18 protein-coding genes and 2 pseudogenes are annotated in these 17,805 nt (G+C 71.6%); 11 read left to right on the top strand and 9 right to left on the bottom strand.

Going from position 1 to position 17,805, the window contains the following annotated elements:
* Window positions 1–5: 5 nt before the first annotated feature.
* Window positions 6–2,114: a M14 family zinc carboxypeptidase gene (locus ABZU53_RS26120; protein ID WP_355068077.1), complete on the top strand. Its 2,109-nt coding sequence runs from the start codon at window positions 6–8 to the stop codon at window positions 2,112–2,114.
* A gap of 75 nt (window positions 2,115–2,189) precedes the next feature.
* Window positions 2,190–2,849 carry a fasciclin domain-containing protein gene (locus ABZU53_RS26115; protein WP_355068075.1) on the top strand — a complete coding sequence of 220 codons (660 nt, stop codon included), beginning with the start codon at window positions 2,190–2,192 and terminating at the stop codon, window positions 2,847–2,849.
* Window positions 2,850–2,855: 6 nt separating this feature from the next.
* On the opposite strand, the gene ABZU53_RS26110 is transcribed toward ABZU53_RS26115, so the two are convergent.
* The gene (locus ABZU53_RS26110; protein ID WP_355068073.1) at window positions 2,856–3,857 is read right to left on the bottom strand and encodes a tyrosine-type recombinase/integrase; all 1,002 of its coding nucleotides are present in this window, start codon (window positions 3,855–3,857) and stop codon (window positions 2,856–2,858) included.
* A 10-nt stretch (window positions 3,858–3,867) separates the two neighbouring features.
* Between ABZU53_RS26110 and ABZU53_RS26105 the strand changes: the two are divergent.
* A pseudogene (locus ABZU53_RS26105) lies at window positions 3,868–4,071 on the top strand (AAA family ATPase); the annotation flags it as partial.
* Window positions 4,072–4,440: 369 nt separating this feature from the next.
* Window positions 4,441–5,269 (top strand): annotated as a pseudogene (locus ABZU53_RS26100) (hypothetical protein).
* Between the two features lie 126 nt (window positions 5,270–5,395).
* On the opposite strand, the gene ABZU53_RS26095 reads toward ABZU53_RS26100, so the two are convergent.
* Window positions 5,396–5,986, bottom strand: a complete 591-nt coding sequence (locus tag ABZU53_RS26095) for a DinB family protein (protein WP_355068071.1) — start codon at window positions 5,984–5,986, stop codon at window positions 5,396–5,398.
* Window positions 5,979–6,818 (bottom strand): alpha/beta hydrolase, encoded by an 840-nt coding sequence (locus ABZU53_RS26090; RefSeq protein WP_355068070.1) that lies wholly within the window; start codon window positions 6,816–6,818, stop codon window positions 5,979–5,981. The genes ABZU53_RS26095 and ABZU53_RS26090 overlap by 8 nt, the downstream gene beginning before the upstream one ends.
* Window positions 6,819–7,099: 281 nt before the next feature.
* On the opposite strand from ABZU53_RS26090, the gene zwf reads away from it, so the two are divergent.
* The 3 genes from zwf (at window position 7,100) to ABZU53_RS26075 (ending at window position 10,143) form a co-directional block, all read left to right on the top strand.
* A complete protein-coding gene (gene zwf, locus ABZU53_RS26085; RefSeq protein WP_354855297.1) occupies window positions 7,100–8,479 on the top strand; it encodes a glucose-6-phosphate dehydrogenase in 1,380 nt (459 codons plus the stop codon).
* Between the two features lie 129 nt (window positions 8,480–8,608).
* Complete coding sequence (locus ABZU53_RS26080) at window positions 8,609–10,021, top strand: OFA family MFS transporter (protein ID WP_355068068.1); 1,413 nt, start codon at window positions 8,609–8,611, stop codon at window positions 10,019–10,021.
* Entirely contained in the window at window positions 10,018–10,143 is a 126-nt protein-coding gene (locus ABZU53_RS26075) for a hypothetical protein (protein ID WP_255473694.1), read from the top strand. The genes ABZU53_RS26080 and ABZU53_RS26075 overlap by 4 nt, the downstream gene beginning before the upstream one ends.
* 30 nt (window positions 10,144–10,173) lie before the next feature.
* Here the strand turns inward: ABZU53_RS26075 and ABZU53_RS26070 are convergent, their stop codons facing one another.
* Window positions 10,174–10,905 (bottom strand): SDR family oxidoreductase, encoded by a 732-nt coding sequence (locus tag ABZU53_RS26070; protein ID WP_355068067.1) that lies wholly within the window; start codon window positions 10,903–10,905, stop codon window positions 10,174–10,176.
* Between the two features lie 78 nt (window positions 10,906–10,983).
* Here ABZU53_RS26070 and ABZU53_RS26065 point away from each other — a divergent pair, with 78 nt between their 5' ends.
* From ABZU53_RS26065 to ABZU53_RS26055, 3 genes are all read left to right on the top strand, one after another.
* On the top strand, window positions 10,984–11,817 hold the full coding sequence (locus tag ABZU53_RS26065) for a patatin-like phospholipase family protein (RefSeq protein WP_355068065.1): 834 nt from the start codon (window positions 10,984–10,986) through the stop codon (window positions 11,815–11,817).
* 45 nt (window positions 11,818–11,862) lie between these two features.
* Window positions 11,863–12,324, top strand: coding sequence for a peroxiredoxin (locus ABZU53_RS26060; RefSeq protein ID WP_355068063.1), 462 nt, complete (start codon window positions 11,863–11,865; stop codon window positions 12,322–12,324).
* A 74-nt stretch (window positions 12,325–12,398) separates the two neighbouring features.
* Entirely contained in the window at window positions 12,399–13,085 is a 687-nt protein-coding gene (locus tag ABZU53_RS26055; RefSeq protein ID WP_354855292.1) for a hypothetical protein, read from the top strand.
* A gap of 77 nt (window positions 13,086–13,162) precedes the next feature.
* On the opposite strand, the gene ABZU53_RS26050 is transcribed toward ABZU53_RS26055, so the two are convergent.
* Window positions 13,163–13,615 (bottom strand): MarR family winged helix-turn-helix transcriptional regulator, encoded by a 453-nt coding sequence (locus ABZU53_RS26050; RefSeq protein WP_355068061.1) that lies wholly within the window; start codon window positions 13,613–13,615, stop codon window positions 13,163–13,165.
* A gap of 96 nt (window positions 13,616–13,711) precedes the next feature.
* On the opposite strand from ABZU53_RS26050, the gene ABZU53_RS26045 reads away from it, so the two are divergent.
* Entirely contained in the window at window positions 13,712–14,143 is a 432-nt protein-coding gene (locus tag ABZU53_RS26045) for a hypothetical protein (protein WP_355068059.1), read from the top strand.
* Window positions 14,144–14,155: 12 nt separating this feature from the next.
* Here ABZU53_RS26045 and ABZU53_RS26040 read toward each other — a convergent pair whose 3' ends face one another.
* The 4 genes from ABZU53_RS26040 to cydB form a co-directional block, all read right to left on the bottom strand.
* Window positions 14,156–14,494 carry a hypothetical protein gene (locus ABZU53_RS26040; protein ID WP_355068057.1) on the bottom strand — a complete coding sequence of 113 codons (339 nt, stop codon included), beginning with the start codon at window positions 14,492–14,494 and terminating at the stop codon, window positions 14,156–14,158.
* Between the two features lie 117 nt (window positions 14,495–14,611).
* Entirely contained in the window at window positions 14,612–15,805 is a 1,194-nt protein-coding gene (locus tag ABZU53_RS26035) for a GNAT family N-acetyltransferase (RefSeq protein WP_355068056.1), read from the bottom strand.
* Between the two features lie 111 nt (window positions 15,806–15,916).
* Entirely contained in the window at window positions 15,917–16,747 is an 831-nt protein-coding gene (locus tag ABZU53_RS26030; protein ID WP_355068054.1) for an arginase family protein, read from the bottom strand.
* Window positions 16,748–16,805: 58 nt separating this feature from the next.
* Window positions 16,806–17,804, bottom strand: a complete 999-nt coding sequence (gene cydB / locus ABZU53_RS26025) for a cytochrome d ubiquinol oxidase subunit II (RefSeq protein WP_355068053.1) — start codon at window positions 17,802–17,804, stop codon at window positions 16,806–16,808.
* Window position 17,805 lies beyond the last annotated feature (1 nt).

The raw sequence follows: 17,805 nt of genomic DNA, 5'->3' as shown, positions 1-17,805 counted from the left end.
GCCACATGAGACGCCAGCGATCCACCCTCGTCGCCGCAGCAACCCTCATCGCTCTCACCCTCACCACCGCACCCACCCCCGCCAACGCCCAGAGCGCCGCACAACCGAACCAGGTCGCCGACCTCACCGTCCGCCAGGCCGACGGGTACGCCACCCTCGCCTGGACGCCCGTCGACGGCGCCACGGACTACCAGATCGAACGCACCGCCATCGACACCAACGGCACCCCCACCGGCGCACCGACAATCGTCGGCGTCTGGCGCCCCAACCGCCAGATCAACCAGCAGGCACCCACCTTCGCCGACTCCGGATTCAACCCCGGCGACAGCTTCCAGTGGCGCGTCCGCGCCCGCACCGGCACCACCGAACAGCCCTACTCCGACCCCGTCACCGCCACCACCACCGCACCCTGGGGCAACCCCGACACCCCCGGCCAACAACTGCGCACCCAGTGGGAGACCACCCACGCCGCGCAGTACACCAGCGACACCGACGAGTACGCCTACACCGCCGCCATCGACGCCCTCAGCGACCGGGTACGCGTCGTCGAACTCGGCCGCACCGTCCAGAACCGGCCCATCAACATGCTGGTCATCGGACACCCCACCCCGGCCGCCACCCCCGCAGCCGTCGCCGCCACCGCACCCGTGGCCATCAACTGCAACGTGCACGGCAACGAACCCGGCGACCGCGAAGCCTGCCTCATCATGGCCCGACAACTCGCCTTCAGCACCGACCCCCGCATCACCGACCTGCTCAGCCACACCACCGTCCTGATCGTCCCCACCATCAACGGAGACGGCCGCGCCGCCAACACCCGCGGCAACTCCACCGGCCAGGACCTCAACCGCGACTACTCCCTGATCCGCCAACCCGAAACCACCGCGTACATCACGATGGTCCGCGACTACCGACCCGTCGCCGGCTACGACGGCCACGAGTTCGGCAACTCCCGCGCCGGCGACCTGCCCATGCTGCCGCCCCGGCACCAGAACGTCGCCCAGCCCATCTTCGACCAGTCCCAGGACATGATCGAAGGCCACATGTACGCCAAGGGCGCCGAAGCCGGCTGGTGGCCCTGCCCCTACGGCTGCGAAGGCGGCGGCAACGTCGGCCTCAGCGAGGAAACCATCCTGCGCAACACCCTCGGCCTCAAGAACGTCACCAACTCCCTGCTGGAACTGCGCAGCTCCGGCGGCCAGACCCGACCCGACGAGGGCAACACCGCCAACAACCGGCGCCGCAAGACCTACTCCGCCCTCTGGACGTTCCAGCAGTTCCTCGACTACCACCGCACCGACCGCGGCGACATCCTCACCTCCCGCGCCGAGGCCATCGAGATCCAGGCCGCCAACACCGGCCGCCTCGTCTTCCGCGGCTCCCGCCCCATCCCCGCCCACCCCGCACCCCACCCGGGCGACAGCCCGCCGCCCCTGGACGCGCCCCCGGCCAACCTGATCCTCGACAACGCGCCGTGCGCCTACAAGCTCACCGACGCCCAGTACAACGGCCCGCGCACCGACGGACCCGGCGGCGTCGGCACCACCGTCGCCCAGCGCATCGCCGCCCACGGCTGGAAGGTCATCAAGACCACCGACGGCTGGTACGTCCCCCTCAACCAACCCGAACGCGGCCTCATCCCACTGCTGCTCGACCCGTTGGGCGTGGAGAAGCTGACCGACGGCGAACGCGTCTACCCGACCCTCACCGGCCGACGCAACGGACCCCTGGTCGTCACCGGCTTCACCTGCGCCGCCAACGCCACCGTCAACGGGCCGGTCACCGTCCGCGCCGGCGCGGCACTCGTCACCACCGGCACCACCATCAGCGGCCCGGTCACCGCCAGCGGCGCCGCCGGCGTCCTGCTCGCCGACAGCACCGTCAACGGCCCCGTCCAGATCGCCAACACCACCGACGCGGTCTCCATCATCGACGTCACCGTCGCCGGCCCGGTCAGCCTGACCGGCAACACCACCGGCACCGACATCCCACTGCTGGGCGGCTCCACCATCCGCGGCCCTCTCACCTGCACCGGCAACAACCCCACGCCGACCAACCTCGGCATCGCCAACACCGTGCACGGCCCCCGCACCACCCAGTGCGCGGCACTCTGAACGCCAACTGACCGCACCGGCGGCGCGGGCCCCACGCCCGCGCCGCCGGTCCACCCCGAACCCGTGGAGGCCGTCGTGTCGCACCCCGCCACCGCAGCGCGACACCCCCGACCGCGAAGGCTCCTCCTCCTCGCACCGACACTGCTGCTGCTCGCCGCCTGCACCGGCACCACCGCCACACCTCGCGCCCAGGACGCGTCAGCCGCCACCACACCCCAGGTCACCGGACCCCTCTGCGCCGCCCTGCCCACCGGCACCGACCCCGGCAACCCGACCTTCCTCGCCGGTCAACCCGTCGATGAGGCACTGCGCTGGATCCCCACCCTCACCACGTTCGAAGCGGCTCTGCGCACCAGCGGCGTCCTCACCGACCTCCCCGCCGGCACCGCCGTCACCGTCCTCGCACCCACCGACGACGCCTTCGCCGCCACGTTCTCCGAGGACAACTGGGACGACCTCATGACCCACCACACCGACCAGCTCCGCACCCTGCTCAAGGCCCACCTCAGCACCGGAGCCCACCCGATCGGCGACCTCGCCACCGCCGGCTCGACCACCACAATCGACGGCGCCACCATCACCGTCACCCGTACCGGAGCCACCACCCGCCTCGCCGACCGCGCCGACACCGTCTGCGCCGACTACCAGGCCACCAACGCCCGCATCCACATCATCAACGCCGTCCTCGGCCCCCTTCCCGTCACCGCCGACGGCACCGGCCACCGCGCACACTGACCCCGCTCAGTCCTGGTCCAACCCGACCAGAGCAGCCAACGCGCGATTGGTGCGGTTGGCCCGCACCGCGTCACGCTGCTGCCCGGCCGTCACCTCGATGTACGTCTGCGACGACGCCAACGACGCGTGCCCCAGCAACCGCATGATCTCCGCCGCGCTCGCCCCGTCCTCCGCCAACCGGGTCGCGAACGTGTGCCGCAACGCGTGCAGCCGCGCCCCGCGCGGCACCCGGTCACCGATGCCCGCCCGCCGATAACACGACTCCACCAGATACTGCAGACCACCGCGGCGCAGCGGCTCACCGTGCCGGTCCACCAGCAACGCCGAGTCGGGACGTACCGACCGCGACCCGAAACGGCGCCCGCGACTGTCCAGGTAGTCCCGCAGCACCCGATCCAGGTCCGCCTCGATCGGCACCACCCGTGGCCGCCCGCCCTTGCCGACCACCTCGATCCGCCGCTCACCCGGCCGACCCGCCAACGAGCCGACCCGCAGCGCCAGCAGCTCCGACAGGCGCAGCCCCGCGCACAGCGCCACCGCCAGCACCGCCACGTCCCGCTCCGGCCACGGGTCGCGCTGCCGTCCGTCGTCGCGGGCGACCGACGCGAGCAGCACCTCGGGGGTGTCCGCGCCCCGCAGCGGTTTCGGCTGGGGGAGTAGCGCCCGGGGACGGCCCACCGCCGGCATCGGATTGCCCGCCACCACCTGATCGGCGACCAGGAACGTGAAGAAACTGTTCCAGGTGGACCAGGCCCGGTGCACCGACGCGGGCGCCCGGGGCGCGGCGAACCGGGCGAACGCCGCCCGCATGACGCGGGGGGAGAGGTCGGTGATCGACAGCGCGTCCAGGGGGAGGGGAGTGGTGTCACCCTCGGCGACCAGGGCGGCCACCGTGTACAGGTCTCGCCGGTAGGCCGCCAGGGTGTGGGGGGAGGGCTTGCGGGTCGCGCGGGCGGTCAGGAACTCCTCGATCAGCACCCCGAGCGATTCGTCCTTTTTGTCATGCATAAGGGATATTATGCAGCATTTTCACGTTCCCGGGAAGCGGGGGGAGAGGAGCGAGAACATGCGCGAACCACCGCGGTATGTCCTGACCGGAGCACCCGGCGCCGGCAAGACGACCCTGCTGGAGGCACTCCGCCACAGGGGACACGTCACGGTCCGAGAGGCCGCCACCGACATCATCGCCGAGCGCCAGGCGCAGGGGTGCGCCGAGCCGTGGCACGAACCCGACTTCGCCGACGCCGTGATCGCCCTGCAGAGCCGCCGCCAGATAGACGCCACCATCGCCGCACGCCGATGCGCTGGCCTTCGCCCGCGTGTACGAGCAGGTGTACGAGGCGTACGGGCACCACCTGGTCCACGTGCCGGCCGGACCGGTGTCGCAACGAGTCGCGCTGATCGAGAGGCACGTGTCGTGCCGGGCATGACCCGCGACTGCCCGCTGTCGAGGGGGCCCCCGAATCGGCTTACTTTACATAATGTGCATTATCGAAGGTCCCTGGGCGGCACCCGGGAGTCGACCGGGTGGGCTAGCGTGTCGTCGATCTACTGGGGAGATTCCCAGCATCCTTCGGGGAAAGAAGCACACGTGTCACTGTGGAAGAAGACCGCGGTGGTGACGCTCTCGGCGATCACCGCACTCAGCCTGCGGCGTGGCGTCCGGCTCGTCCGAGGCGCCGAAGCAGCCCAGCGTCCTTGAGCTGCTCGCCAGCGACCTCAAGGGATCGCTGCAGAAGACGATGGACGTCACCGACAAGAGCGATTCGGTGACGATGACGATGACGGGCACGGTCGGCGGCGAGAAGATCTCCATGCAGGGTGTCATGGACCTGGGTGACCCGGTCAAGGCCGAGATGACGACGGCGGACCCGGACGGCGACACGACGACCATCCGGTTGATCGGCACCGTGATCTACGTCGAGGTGCCGACGAAGGACCGCGCGAGCATGGGCGGCAAGCGCTGGATGAAGATGGACATGACCAGCATCGGCCAGCAGGCGGGGATGGACTTCAGCAAGCAGTTCGAGGACATCGACCCGACCAAGCAGGTCAAGACGCTGCTCGCCGCCGAGGGCGTGACGGTCATCGGTGCGGAGACGGTGAACGGGGCGCGTACCGTCCACTACACCGTCACCACTCCGGTGGCGACGCAACTGGCTCAGGTGGACGCCAAGCTGCGGGCCGGCGTCGAGAAGCAGTTCGCCACGGCGGGCGTCAAGGAGATCGAGGTCGACCTCTGGGTCGACGAGCAGTACCGGCCGCGCCGTGCGGGCACCGTCATGGGCGCGATGGGCGACATGGTGGTCGACTACACCGACTACGGCAAGGCGGTGACCATCGAGACGCCGCCGGCGGCGGAGACCAGCGACTTCGCCGAGATGCTGCAGGGGTTGAAGAACCTGGGTGCCGGCAGCTGACCGCAGCCGCGAGAGTGCCCGGTCGGCGAGGGTTCTCGTCGGCCGGGCACTGCCCGTTTCCGCGTCGCCTCTCCCCCAGCCCGGATCGGCCATGATCGCCTGTGCGGGGGCGCCGTGCGCGGTCGGTCACTCGAAGTGGTCGGCCAGCTTTCGCAGTTTGCTGACGTAGGCCGGCCAGTCGTACCCGTCGGGGATGCTGGTGCCGTCCTGGTGCCAGCCGATTCCGCCGTCGTGCTGCTCGCGCATGATGTCCGCCTGCCCGGCGTGCCGGGCGAGGTCGCCGGTCACGTGCATGATGATCCGGTCCAGGGTCACGTCCTGGTGCCCTGGCCGCCACCAGGGCACCTGCCCGGGCGCGTCGAGCGGCAGCTGGTCGATCGTCTCGTCCGCGAACTGCGCGACCCGGCGGTACAGGTCGATCAGGCCGTCCTTCGTCTCGTCCTCGCGCGCGTACCAGTCGGCCTGCGGGTCATCGTCGAACGCCTGCAGGGGAACGAGTTCCTCGGGCGTCGGGAACTGGCGGCCGAAGGTGGGCCCGAAATAGCCGGCTTCGACGTTGAGGCAGTGTTTGACGATGCCGAGCAGGTTGTTGCCGGTCACGGTGCGGGGTGTTCTGGCCTCGCGTTCGCTCAGACCGTCGAGCTTCCAGATGAGGTCGTCGCGCGTCCGCCGCAGGTAGTAGTGCAGCGCGGCTTTCGTGTCGCTCAGGTCAGCCATGCCGGCCATTGTCGCGCAGGAGCTGCGCCGTCGTGTGCCGTGGCATGGGCGAGGTCAGCGTCCGGCGTAGCCAGTCCTGGGTGAGCGCGCGCAGCAGTGCTGGTTGTTCGAAGGGCAGGTAGTGCCCGGCGGCGTCGATCGTGGTGAAGGTGCCTCGGGGGTAGCGGCGCATGGCGTGGAACTGGTCGGTGTAGCCGACGATGCCGTCCTGGCGGCCGGTGAGGACGCTGACGGGGCCGTCGTAGGGGGTGTCGGTGGCCTCGTCGGGAAGCGCGTACCCGGGGTCGGTGCGCAGTGCCTGTTGGAAGGTGTCGTCGCCGGGGCCGCCGGCGTGCAGGGCGGCGAGGACGGTGGCGACGACGGTCGGGGTGCGGTGGCCGAGCGCGGTGTCGAGGTGGGTGCGCAGTTCGGTGGGGGCGTTGTCGAGCCAGCCGGCGGGTCCCGGGGGTGGGCGGTGGTCGGGCAGGGTGCGGCTGGCCGGTGCGATGGTGATTCCGGGGCAGACGAGGAGCAGGCCGCGGACCAGGTCGGGGCGTTGGCGGGCGATGCCGGCGGCGAGGTAGGCGCCGTAGGAGGCGCCGGCGATCAGGACCGGTGCGTCGACGTGGTGGTCGAGCCATGCGCAGACGGTGTCCAGCAGGGCCTGGGAGGTGGGTGGGCAGGTGGCGGGGCTGTCGCCGTGGCCGGGCAGGTCCAGGTATGTCTCGCGCAGGTCGGCGCCGGCGAGGGCGGGGCTGAAGGCGGTGGCCGTGGCGGTGCGGGTCATGCCGAACATCGGCAGGCACACCACCTCGGGGCCGGCTGCGGCGGATCGGTCGACTGCCAGGTTCATTCGGGGGTCCTCCCCTGTCGCGCGGAGCGTTGCTGCCCGTCTTCGGTCGTGGCGGATACGCGGGAGGGGGTGGAGCGTCGGGGTTGGCGGGCCTTAGGATGATCGAGATTCGTCGATCAGGGTTGGGTGTCGCCCGCGTCACACTCTGATCGGTGGACTTCTCAGGGTGTGCGCCGTCGCTGTCGCCGACCTCACGTGTGTCGTTGCCGGGGAATTCCTCCTGTGGGCTCGCGGTTGTCCGTTCGGAAGATCAGGTTTCCACATGATCGGATGGAAGTGCCATGCACGTGCGCTCAGACGCGGTAGTGCTGTTCGGCGTGACAGGTGATCTCGTTTCGAAGAAGCTGTTTCCGGCGCTGTACGAGTTGACCCGACGTGGTCGGCTCGACGTCCCGGTGATCGGGGTGGCCCGCTCCCCCTGGGACGATCAGCAGTTGATTGCGACCGCCCGCAAGTCGGTGGCCGAGGCGAGTGACGAGGTGGACGACGAGGCGTTCGACGCCCTGGCGGGCAACCTGTCGATGATCTCGGGCGACTACGCGGACCCGGTGACGTACGAGCGGCTGGCGGAGCGTCTGCGCGACGCCGAGCGTCCGGTCTTCTATCTGGCGATCCCGCCGATGGTGTTCGGTGCGGTCGTGCGGGGGCTGGCGGCGGTCGGGCTGGCCGATCGTGGTCGGGTGATCGTGGAGAAGCCGTTCGGGCGTGACCTGGCGTCGTCCGCGGAGTTGGATCGGACGTTGCGGGGGGCCTTCGATCCGACGCGGGTGTTCCGGATCGACCACTACCTGGGCAAGGAGGCCGTGGAGAGTCTGTACGCGTTCCGGTTCGCCAATCGGCTGTTCGAGCCGTTGTGGAACAGCGAGCACATCGACAACGTGCAGGTCACTCTGGCCGAGGGTTTTGGCACGCAGGGTCGTGCCGGGTTCTATGACACCGTGGGCGCGACCCGTGACGTGTTGCAGAACCACATTCTCCAGGTGGTCGCGTTGATCGCGATGGACGCGCCGGCGGGTGACGACATGGACGCGTTTCGTGAGGCGGAGGCCGCGGTTCTGCGGCAGATCGAGGCGTTGTCGCCGGAGTTGACGGTGCGGGGGCAGTACGCGGGCTACCGCGACGAGCCGGGTGTCGCGCCGGATTCGAACACGGAGACGTTCGTGGCGACCCGGTTGACTGTCGACTCTCCCCGGTGGGCGGGTGTGCCGTTCTATCTGCGGACGGGCAAGTCCCTGGCGGGGACGGCGACCGAGGTGGTGGTCGAGTTCAAGCAGCCGCAGCGTGCGTTGATCCCTGCCGCGGGTGGGGCGGCGGCGCCGGCGAATCTGCTGCGGTTCCGGCTGGGTCGTGGGGACGGCATCACGATGTCGATTCAGGCGAAGAGCCCGGGTGCGGAGGTGGCGAGCCGTCCGGTCGACCTGTCGGTGGACTTCGGGGCGGCGCTGGGTCGCCGTCAGGAGGCGTACGAGCGGTTGCTCGACGATGCGATGGACGGGCAGCATCTGCGGTTCGCGCGGGCGGAGACGATTCGGCAGGAGTGGCGCATCGTCGAGCCGATCCTGGATCTGGCGACCCCGGTGCGGCCGTACGACAGGGGTAGTTGGGGTCCGGCGGAGGCCGACGCGTTGGCCGGCGGCTGGCACGTGCCCGACCTGGGGTAGCCGGCAGGGAGGGGCTGAGTGACCGCTCAGCTCACCGGAGGGACCGTCCGGCGACGGTGAGGTTTGCCGCGGGCGTGGGGTGTGGGCATGTGGGGGTGTCTCACGTCCTCTTCGGAGAGGAAGCAGCGCATGCTTTCCGCACTCGATCGTCGGCACACCGTCGCGCCGCCCGGCTACAGCCGGTGGCTCATTCCCCCGGCGGCGTTGGCCATCCATCTCTGCATCGGCCAGGTTTACGCCACAAGCGTCTACAAGAACTCGTTGATCGCCCACTTCGACACCGGTCAGACCGCGATCGGGGTGATCTTCAGCATCGCGATCGTGATGCTGGGGTTGTCCGCGGCGGTGGCCGGGACGTGGGTGGAGGCGAACGGGCCGCGTAAGGCCATGTTCGTCTCGGCCTGTTTCTGGGCGACGGGCTTCCTGGTCGGGTCGCTGGGCATCGCCACGAAGCAGCTGTGGCTGCTGTACCTGGGCTACGGCCTGCTCGGCGGCATCGGTCTGGGCATCGGGTACATCTCCCCCGTCTCGACGCTGATCAAGTGGTTCCCGGACCGGCCGGGTCTGGCCACCGGTCTGGCGATCATGGGGTTCGGTGGTGGCGCGATGGTGGCCTCTCCCCTGTCGCGTCAGCTCCTGTCGTTCTACGACCCCGGTTACGACCCGTCCAACGCGGGCTCGACGGCGTCGGGCAGCGCGCTGGTGTGGCTGTTCGTGACGCTCGGCCTGGGCTACTTCGTGATCATGATGTTCGGGGTGGCGAACGTGCGGGTGCCGGCCGACGGGTGGCGTCCGGCCGGCTTCGACCCGGCGGCGGTGGCGGCGAAGCCGCTGGTGACCACGGCGAACGTGTCGGCGGCCAACGCGGTGAAGACCCGCTCGTTCTGGCTGCTGTGGGTGGTGCTGTTCTGCAACGTCACGGCCGGGATCGGCATCCTGGAGCAGGCCAGCCCGATGATTCAGGACTTCTTCCGGGAAAACGGGACGTCGGCGGTGTCGGTGGCGGCGGCCGGCGGGTTCGTGGGTCTGCTGTCGCTGTTCAACATGGCGGGCCGGTTCGTCTGGTCGTCGACGTCGGACGTGATCGGCCGCAAGCCGATCTACCTGGTGTACCTGGGTGTGGGCATGGTGCTGTACGCGCTGCTGGCCGTGTTCGGGCAGACGGCGACGGCGCTGTTCGTGCTGTTCGCGTGCGTGATCCTGTCGTTCTACGGCGGCGGGTTCGCGACCGTGCCGGCGTACCTGCGGGACCTGTTCGGGACGTACCAGGTGGGTGCGATCCACGGGCGGCTGCTGACCGCCTGGTCGGCGGCGGGGATCGCGGGGCCGCTGATCGTGAACGGGTTCCTCGACGCGCAGGGCAAGCCGGGCACGTTGACGGCGGCGGCGTACCGGCCGGCGCTGTTCACGATGGTGGGTGTCCTCGCGGTGGGCTTCGTGGCGAACCTGCTGGTGCGGCCGGTGCCGCAGCGCTACCACGAACCAGCGGCGGAGCAGGGCGTGGACGACGACACGACGGTCGAGAGGAGTGGTACGCGATGAGTGACGACGGTCGGCACGGGCAGCAGGCCCGGTTGTGGATTTCCTGGCTGGTGGTGGCGGTGCTGCTCGGCTACGGGGTCGTGCAGACGGTGATCACGGCGGCGAAGCTGTTCACTCACTGAGGTGTGAGCCGGGGCGCCGCGCGCCCCGGCTCACAGGCCGCCGGAGACGCGCAGGACGGTGCCGGTGGCGTAGGAGGCGTCCGGGCTGAGCAGCCAGGCGATGGCGGCGGCGACCTCGTCGGGTTCGCCGGCGCGACCCAATGGGATGCGGCCGGCGGCGCGGTCGGCGCGGTCGGGTACGCCGGAGTCGGCGTGGATGTCGGTGCGCACGATGCCGGGGGCGACGCCGTTGACCCGGATGCCGCGCGGGGCGAGTTCCTTGGCCAGGCCCACGGTGAGGGTGTCGGTGGCGGCCTTCACGGCGGCGTAGTGCACGTACTCCCCCGGGCTGCCGAGGGTCGCGGCGGCCGAGGACACGTTGACGATGGCGCCGCCGTCGGTGAGGCGGCGGGCGGCCTGTTGCGCGCTGAGGACGTACCCGATGAGGTTGATGTCGACGACCCGGCGCAGGTCGTCGACGCGCAGCTCGGTGAACGGGCCGATGGGGCTGGTGACGCCGGCGTTGTTGACCAGCCCGGTGAGCGGGCCGAGTTGCGCGGCGGCGTCGAACAGGGCGGCGACCTGGTCGGGGTCGGTGGTGTCGGCGCGTACCGCGATGGCCTGCGCGCCGGCGGCGTGCAGGTCGGCCAGGACGGTCTCGGCGGCGGCGTGGTCGCGGCGGTAGCACAGGGCGAGGTGGTGCCCGGCGGCGGCGAGTCGGCGGGCGGTGGCCGCGCCGATGCCGCGACCGCCGCCGGTGATGACGGTGACGGGTGGTGCCACGATGCCTCCGGGGCTGTCGGGTGGGGTGAGCCGACGCTACCGTGACCGGCGCGGGTCGATCGTCGAGAGGAGGGTCACATGCGGCGGGCGTTGGTGCTCGGCGGTGGCGGGGTGACCGGGGTGGCGTGGGAGTTGGGCCTGCTGGCCGGGTTGGCCGAGCGGGGTGCGGCCCTCACCGAGGCCGATCTGGTGGTGGGCACGTCGGCGGGTTCGGTGGTCGGCGCGCAGGTGCGCTCCGGGGTGCCGCTGCGGCGGTTGTACGAGGAGCAGTTGGCGCCGCCGACGGGTGAGCTGGCGGCGCGGCTGGGGTTTCTGGCGGTGGCGCGGCTGGTGTGGGCAGGTGGTCGTACGCGGGACGCGGTGCGGTCGAGGGCGCGTATCGGGGCGATGGCGGTGGCGGCGCGTACCCCGTCGGAGGCGTCGCGGCGGGCGGTGATCGAGGCGCGGTTGCCGGCGCGGGAGTGGCCGGCGCGGCGGCTGCTGGTGACAGCGGTCGACGCGGCGTCGGGTGAGTTCGTGGTGTTCGACGGCGCCGACGGGGTGTCGTTGGTGGACGCGGTGGGTGCGAGCTGCGCGGTGCCCGGGGTGTGGCCGCCGGTGACGATCGGGGCGCGTCGTTTCGTCGACGGTGGGATGCGCTCGTCGGTGAACGCGGACCTGGCGGCGGGCGCGCGGCGGGTGCTGGTGCTCGCGCCGACGTCGGCGGCGTTCGGGCCGATGCCACGGTTGGCGGCGCAGGTGGCCGAGCTGCGGGCGGCCGGGTCGCAGGTGGTGGTGGTGACGCCGGACGCGGCGGCGCGTACGGCGATCGGCCGCAACGTGCTGGACCCGGCGCGGCGGGCCGGCGCGGCGCGGGCCGGGTGGGCGCAGGCGGCGACGGTGGCCGACGAGGTGATGGCGCTCTGGGTGTGATCGCTTACGCTCACCGCGCGTTCGATCGGACAACGGAGGTGCGCGGTGGCGGGTGTGGGTGTCGGCGATGTGGTGCAGGACTTCGAGCTGCCGGATGAGACGGGCACGCCGCGGCGGCTGTCGGAGTTCCTGGCGACCGGGCCGGTGGTGCTGTTCTTCTACCCGGCGGCGATGACCCGGGGGTGCACGGCGGAGAGCTGTCACTTCCGGGACCTGGGCGCGGAGTTCACGGCGTTGGGCGCGTCGCGGGTGGGCATCAGCCGTGATCCGGTGGCGAAGCAGGCGGAGTTCTCGACGCTGCACGGTTTCGATTATCCGTTGCTGTCGGATGCCGACGGGACGGTGGCGCAGGCGTTCGGGGTCAAGCGGCGGGTGCCGCTGGGGCCGCTGAGCACGAAGCGGATGACGTTCGTCATCGGCGCCGACCGGCGGGTCATCGAGGTGATCCACAGTGAGGTCAGCATGAACGACCACGCGGACCGGGCGCTGCGGGCGCTGGGCGGCTGAACCCCCTTGCGGCGGCTGTCGCAGCCGACTGGTATCAAGACAGCAATCAAACAGGTGTACGGAAGAGGGTTGTGATGGATGCCGGCCAGGGTTTGTCCACTGACGAGGTGCAGAGCATCCGGGAGGCGTTGGCGGCCGGTCGTAAGCCGCGGGTGGTGTTCACCGCGTCGGCGGGGCAGATCGCCGGTCAGGTCGGCCAGGTGGTCGAGCTGACCGATCCCGAGGTGTCCGACGAGTTCGTGGTGGTGCGTTTCGGCCGCGACGAGTTGCCGTTCTCCCCCGCCGACCTGGCGGTGGCGCCCAAGGGCGCGGGTCGTCGGGTGGCGGAGCCGAAACCGGAGCCCGAGCCGGAGCCGGCGGCGGTGGCCGCGCCGGAGTTCGTGTTGGACACGCCGCGGGTGCCCGCGCCGCGACAGGAGGAGCCGAAGGTGGAGCAGACGGAGAAGGCGACGCCGGCCCGGCGGGTGGTCAAGGCCGCCAAGCCGAAGAGCCCCGCCGGTCTCACGGTCACTCTGGCGTACGCCGACGGCGAGTGGACCGTCGCCGCGCAGCAGGGCAGCAAGGCCCTCGCGAAGCCGTACGTGGTGAAGCCGGCCGAGGCGTTGAAGATGGTGGCGCTTGTCGACGTGCCCGGTGTGCAGGAGGCGGTGGAGCAGATCCTCGGCACCGAGCGGGCCGAGGCCGAGCAGCAGGCGGAGAAGCTGCGCGCGGAGCTGGCCGAGATCGAGGCCCGGCTCGCGGAGCTGCGCGAGGCCCGCTGAGCGCTGCGCGCGTCGGGTTTTCGCTGGTCGCGGCGGGTCTGCCCCGGTGGGGTGGGCCCGCCGTGGCGGTGTCGGCGTCAGTGGCCGCTGTGGTGCTCGAGCAGTCGGGTGAGCAGGCGGGTCAGCTGGTCGCGTTCGGCGCTCGACAGGGGTGCGAGCAGGTCGTCCTGCACGCGGGCGACGGTGTCGGCCATCCGGTGGGCCTCGTCGGCGCCGGCCTCGGTGAGGCTGATGACGTTGCGGCGACGGTCGGCCGGGTCGGGGGCGCGTACCACGAGTCCCCGACCGGTCAGGTCGTTGACGGCGGCCACGACGTCGCTGCGGTCGATGGCGCAGCGACGTCCCAGGTCGGCCTGGCTCGCGGGTCCGCTCTCGGCCAGTGCGGCGAGCAGCCGGTAGTGGTAGCCGCGCAGGTCGTGCGCGGCGAAGCCGGCGCTGATGAGTCGTCCGGCGTGGGTGGCGGCCTGGTTGAGCAGCCAGCTCGGGGTGGTCCGCAGCCCGGCGGGTGACTGCGGGGCGGTGGCGTCCATGGCGGCAGCCTAACAGTAATCGTTGGCGTGACCCACAAACCGTGTTACGTTGGTTCCACCAACGTTGGTGTAGCCAACGTTTCTGAAGGAGGCATCGTGTCCACTCTCAACGGTCAGGTCATCGGTCAGGCCCACTTCGCCACCCGGGCCCTGCTCGAACGCGCCGTCGCGCCCCTGGGCGTCGACTTCGGCCAGGTCCTCACCCTCAACGCCCTCGCCGCCGGCCCCGTCGCCCGCACGCGTCTCGTGCAGCGCATCACCAGCACCCGCAAGGTCGACGAGTCGGCCGTGCACGAGATGATCACCGGCCTCGTCGCCGCCGACCTGGCGCGGCTCGACGACACCGCCGAGCCGCAGGTACGGCTCACCGACGCCGGCCACGCCACCCAGGCCCACATCGCCGACGCCGTCGAGGGCATCACCGCCCGGCTGTACGGAGACATCCCGCCCGCCGAGGCCGACGCGGCCGCCCGCGTCCTCTCGCTCATCACCGAGCGGGCCAACAACGAACTGGCGGGCGTCGCCTGAACCGACAGGGGCTCAGGTGAGTCGGTTCGTGGCCGCCCGGATCTTCAGCCAGGACGGGTCGGTCGCGGAGGTTTCACTGACCGCGTTCAGGTCGCCCGACTGCCAGACCCGCGTCCCGTCGGTGAGGTCGAGTTGGTCCATGTCGACAACCGACGCCTCGGCGGTGCCGGCGGAGGGTGTCCGCTCGAACCGTTCATAGCCGATGTCCTCGGCGTAGACGGCCGAACCCACGCCGAGGGCTCCGCACTCCCGCAGATGTCCGTCCCCGTATTCCCAGATCCGGATCGCCGGACGGTCGTCGTCCCAAGCCGCCACCAACGGAAGGCGCGGATGGGACAGCAGCCGCTGCACCGTCGCTCCAGACCGGACACGAGCCAGGATTTGCACCGGCACACCTTAGCGGCGAGGCGGACGGCCACCCGTCCCCGCCGGGGACGGTCCTTGCCCGAGCGCACGCCGCACGGGCCGTCAGAAGTAGTCGAGCAGTTGTGCCGGGCCGCCGGCGCCCAACAGGTCCAGGGCGGACGGGTCCGCGTCACCGGCACAGTCCAGCAGGCCGGCCTGCGCGACCGAGCGGGCGCGGGCCGCCCCGGCGTAGAGCAGCGCGAAACCGCGCACGTCCAGCCGCAGGTCCGCCTCGCCGCTGATCCGGGTCAACTCGGCGGCGCCGTCGGCGACAGCCAACCGCCAGGCGCCGGTGTTCCAGTCGGCGAGCGGATCGGTGAGGTGGAAGTCGACGGCGCCCCGGGCGTGGACAGGCCAGCCACGCGCGCCCACCGCCCGGGCCACGTCCACCGGCCGGTGCATCCACAGGTCCCGCGCGTGGTCGCGGGCCGCCTCCAGCGGCAGGTGGGCGCTGACGGTGTCGCCGTCGAGCGGGCACAGCCGCAGCGTCGGCGCGACGCTGGCCCAACTGCCCAGCACGCCGACGAGTTCCCGGGCCGCGTCGGCGGTGACGGCCAGCACCTCGTCGACGGTGAGCACCGAATCGGCGCCGTAGCCGCGGCCCCGCTGCCAGGTGGCGTAGCCGACCAGGTCGCCGTCGGCCTCGACGAGGGTGAGACCGTCGCCGGGCAGGTCTCCCTTGGCGTTGAAGTGGTCGAACAGCGCGCCCTGGCGGGTGAGCATGCCGTTGCGGTGGCGGGAGACCCGCTCGTACAGGTCGGCGACGGCGTCCAGGTCGGCGGGCGTGCCGGCCCGTACGCTCAGGTGCGCGGCGGGCCGGCGCCGGGGCAGCGCGACGGTGCTCAGGTCGACGGTGCGCAGCACACCGGCGGCCTCCCAGCCGCAGGAGCGGTAGGGGGCGGCGACGGTCGGGTACAGGGCGCTGACCGCCGCGCCGCGCTCGTGGGCGCCGCCCAGCAGAGCGGTGAGCAGGGCACGGGCCACCCCCCGGCCGCGGGACTCGGGTGCGACCGCCACACCGCCGACGTCGGCCGCCGGGACCGCCCGCCCGGACCACCACTGGTCGTGGTGCAGGTCGACGGCCTTGCCGACGAGCCGACCGCTGCCGTCGAACGCGCCGTAGCGGATCATGCCGGGCACCTCGACGCTCGCGTGCGCGGGCCGCTGCGGGTTGGAGCCGAACGCGAACCGCCCCAACTCCCAGGCGGCGTCGAGGTCGTCGGTGGTGAGCTCACGAACGTGCACGGCGTCGGGCATCGGCACACCCTAGCGGGCCGGATCCGCGCCGACCGCCGATTTCTGGCGGGTGCGATGCCGGCTGGCCGGGGCCGCGTGTTCGGTGTCCGAGCCGTGCCCGCGTGGACCGGATCAGGTAAGCGCATCGGTCAGCCCGAGTGCGTCCAGCACCTCGATGAGCGCCTGCCGGTCGTGCGCGAGCTGCGGAACGTACTCGGTGATTCCCACTCCGACCACCTCGTGGTGGGCGCGCAGCGCGGTCAGCGACCGCGCCAGCGCGGCGGCTGTCACGCCACCGGGGGTGGGGACGGCCACGGCCGGCAACGCGGACGGGTCCAGCACGTCCAGGTCGAGGTGCACGTACACCGCGGCGCCGGGCGGGGGCAGCGCGGCCAGCCGGGTCGGCTGCGCGCCCAGCGTCGGGACGTCCAGGACCGTCAGGTCGTGCCGGTGCACGTACTCGACCTCGGCGGGGTCGAGGTCCTGGACCCCCACCAGGGCGACCTGCCCCGGCGAGAGGCAGCGGGGCGCCGGCAGTACGCCCTGCGCGTCGTCGTCGAGCAGCAGCCGCAGGGGCATGCCGTGCGCGGTTGCGCTCGGCGAGCTCGCGGGCGTGTTGAGGTCGGCGTGCGCGTCGATCCACAGCACGAACAGCCGTTGCGCGTACCGACCCGCGAGGTGGGCCACCGACGCGACCTCGACCGCGCAGTCCCCACCCAAGGTCAGCAGCCGCCGCGGACGGTGCCGCGCGAGCACGTCACGATGCGCGCGGTGGGCGTCGACGACCGCAGCCCGGTGCCGGACACCGCCCTCGCGCTCCGATCCGCCGGCCGGGACCGGCACCGTGACCCGCCGCGTCCCCGGCACGGTGAGGGCGGCCAGCGCGGCCGGGCCCTCGCGCACCCGGAGGTCATCCGCGCCCTGCCACATCGGCACCAGTACGTCGAGATCCCGGCTCCACATGGCGACGATCTTTCCAGCGGCCTCTCGCTCCTGGGCACCGTGCGACCCCGCCCGCCGGTCAGTGCTGCGGGATGTTGGCCACGCCGATGCGCTTGCGGAACACCCAGTACGTCCACCCCTGGTAGGCAAGCACCACCGGCGTGAAGATCACCGCCACCCACGTCATGATCTTCAGGGTGTACGGGGTGGAGGCGGCGTTGGTGGCCGTCAGCGTGCCGGCCGCGTCCAGGGTGGACGGCAGCACGTTCGGAAACAGCGCCGCGAACAGGGTCGCCACGGCCAGGCCGATCGCCACGGCGGTGCCGGTGAACGCCCAGCCCTCCCGGCGTACCCGGGCGGCGGCCAGGCCGCCGAGCAGGGCGAGGGCCGCGCCGACGGCGAGCACGACGGCGGCCGCGCTGGAGCGGATGCTCAACGTCCAGGTCAGGAACCCGACCGCGAGCACGGCGGCGCCGACACCCAGGCGCACCGCGAGGGCGCCCGCGCGCTCGCGGATGTCGCCGGTGGTCTTCAGGGCGAGGAACACCGCGCCGTGGGTGAGGAACAGCGCGAGGGTGGTCGCGCCTCCGAGCAGGGCGTACGGGTTGAGCAGGTCCAGCAGGCCGCCGACGTACTCGTGGTCGGCGTCCAGCGGCACGCCGCGCAGGATGTTGGCGAAGGCGACGCCCCACAGGATCGCCGGCAGCAGCGAGCCGACCACGATCGCGGCGTCCCAGCGGCGTTTCCAGGACGCCTCGGGACGCTTGTGCCGGTACTCGAAGGCCACCCCGCGGGCGATCAGGGCCAGCAGGATCAGCAGCAGCGGCAGGTAGAACCCGGAGAACAGGGTGGCGTACCACTCGGGGAACGCGGCGAACATGGCGCCGCCGGCGGTGATCAGCCAGACCTCGTTGCCGTCCCAGACCGGGCCGATGGTGTTGATCAGGACGCGGCGTTCCCGGTCGTCGCGGCCGAGCACGGGCAGCAGCATGCCGACGCCGAAGTCGAAGCCCTCCAGGATGAAGTAGCCGGTGAACAGCACGGCGACGAGGAGAAACCAGATGGTGGTCAGGTCCACG

This window comes from Micromonospora sp. NPDC005194, assembly GCF_040608335.1.
Taxonomy (GTDB): domain Bacteria; phylum Actinomycetota; class Actinomycetes; order Mycobacteriales; family Micromonosporaceae; genus Micromonospora.
The sequence above is the reverse complement of the archived record's forward strand: the minus strand, read 5'-3'. Positions and strand labels throughout refer to the sequence as shown.

Coding starts and splice junctions, on each gene's coding strand:
- ABZU53_RS26120 (WP_355068077.1), top strand. CDS start 6: ATGAGACGCCAGCGATCCACCCTCGTCGCCGCAGCAACCCTCATCGCT.
- ABZU53_RS26110 (WP_355068073.1), bottom strand. CDS start 3,857: ATGCATGACAAAAAGGACGAATCGCTCGGGGTGCTGATCGAGGAGTTC.
- ABZU53_RS26095 (WP_355068071.1), bottom strand. CDS start 5,986: ATGGCTGACCTGAGCGACACGAAAGCCGCGCTGCACTACTACCTGCGG.
- ABZU53_RS26090 (WP_355068070.1), bottom strand. CDS start 6,818: ATGAACCTGGCAGTCGACCGATCCGCCGCAGCCGGCCCCGAGGTGGTG.
- zwf (WP_354855297.1), top strand. CDS start 7,100: ATGCACGTGCGCTCAGACGCGGTAGTGCTGTTCGGCGTGACAGGTGAT.
- ABZU53_RS26080 (WP_355068068.1), top strand. CDS start 8,609: ATGCTTTCCGCACTCGATCGTCGGCACACCGTCGCGCCGCCCGGCTAC.
- ABZU53_RS26075 (WP_255473694.1), top strand. CDS start 10,018: ATGAGTGACGACGGTCGGCACGGGCAGCAGGCCCGGTTGTGGATTTCC.
- ABZU53_RS26065 (WP_355068065.1), top strand. CDS start 10,984: ATGCGGCGGGCGTTGGTGCTCGGCGGTGGCGGGGTGACCGGGGTGGCG.
- ABZU53_RS26055 (WP_354855292.1), top strand. CDS start 12,399: ATGGATGCCGGCCAGGGTTTGTCCACTGACGAGGTGCAGAGCATCCGG.
- ABZU53_RS26050 (WP_355068061.1), bottom strand. CDS start 13,615: ATGGACGCCACCGCCCCGCAGTCACCCGCCGGGCTGCGGACCACCCCG.
- ABZU53_RS26035 (WP_355068056.1), bottom strand. CDS start 15,805: ATGCCCGACGCCGTGCACGTTCGTGAGCTCACCACCGACGACCTCGAC.
- ABZU53_RS26030 (WP_355068054.1), bottom strand. CDS start 16,747: ATGTGGAGCCGGGATCTCGACGTACTGGTGCCGATGTGGCAGGGCGCG.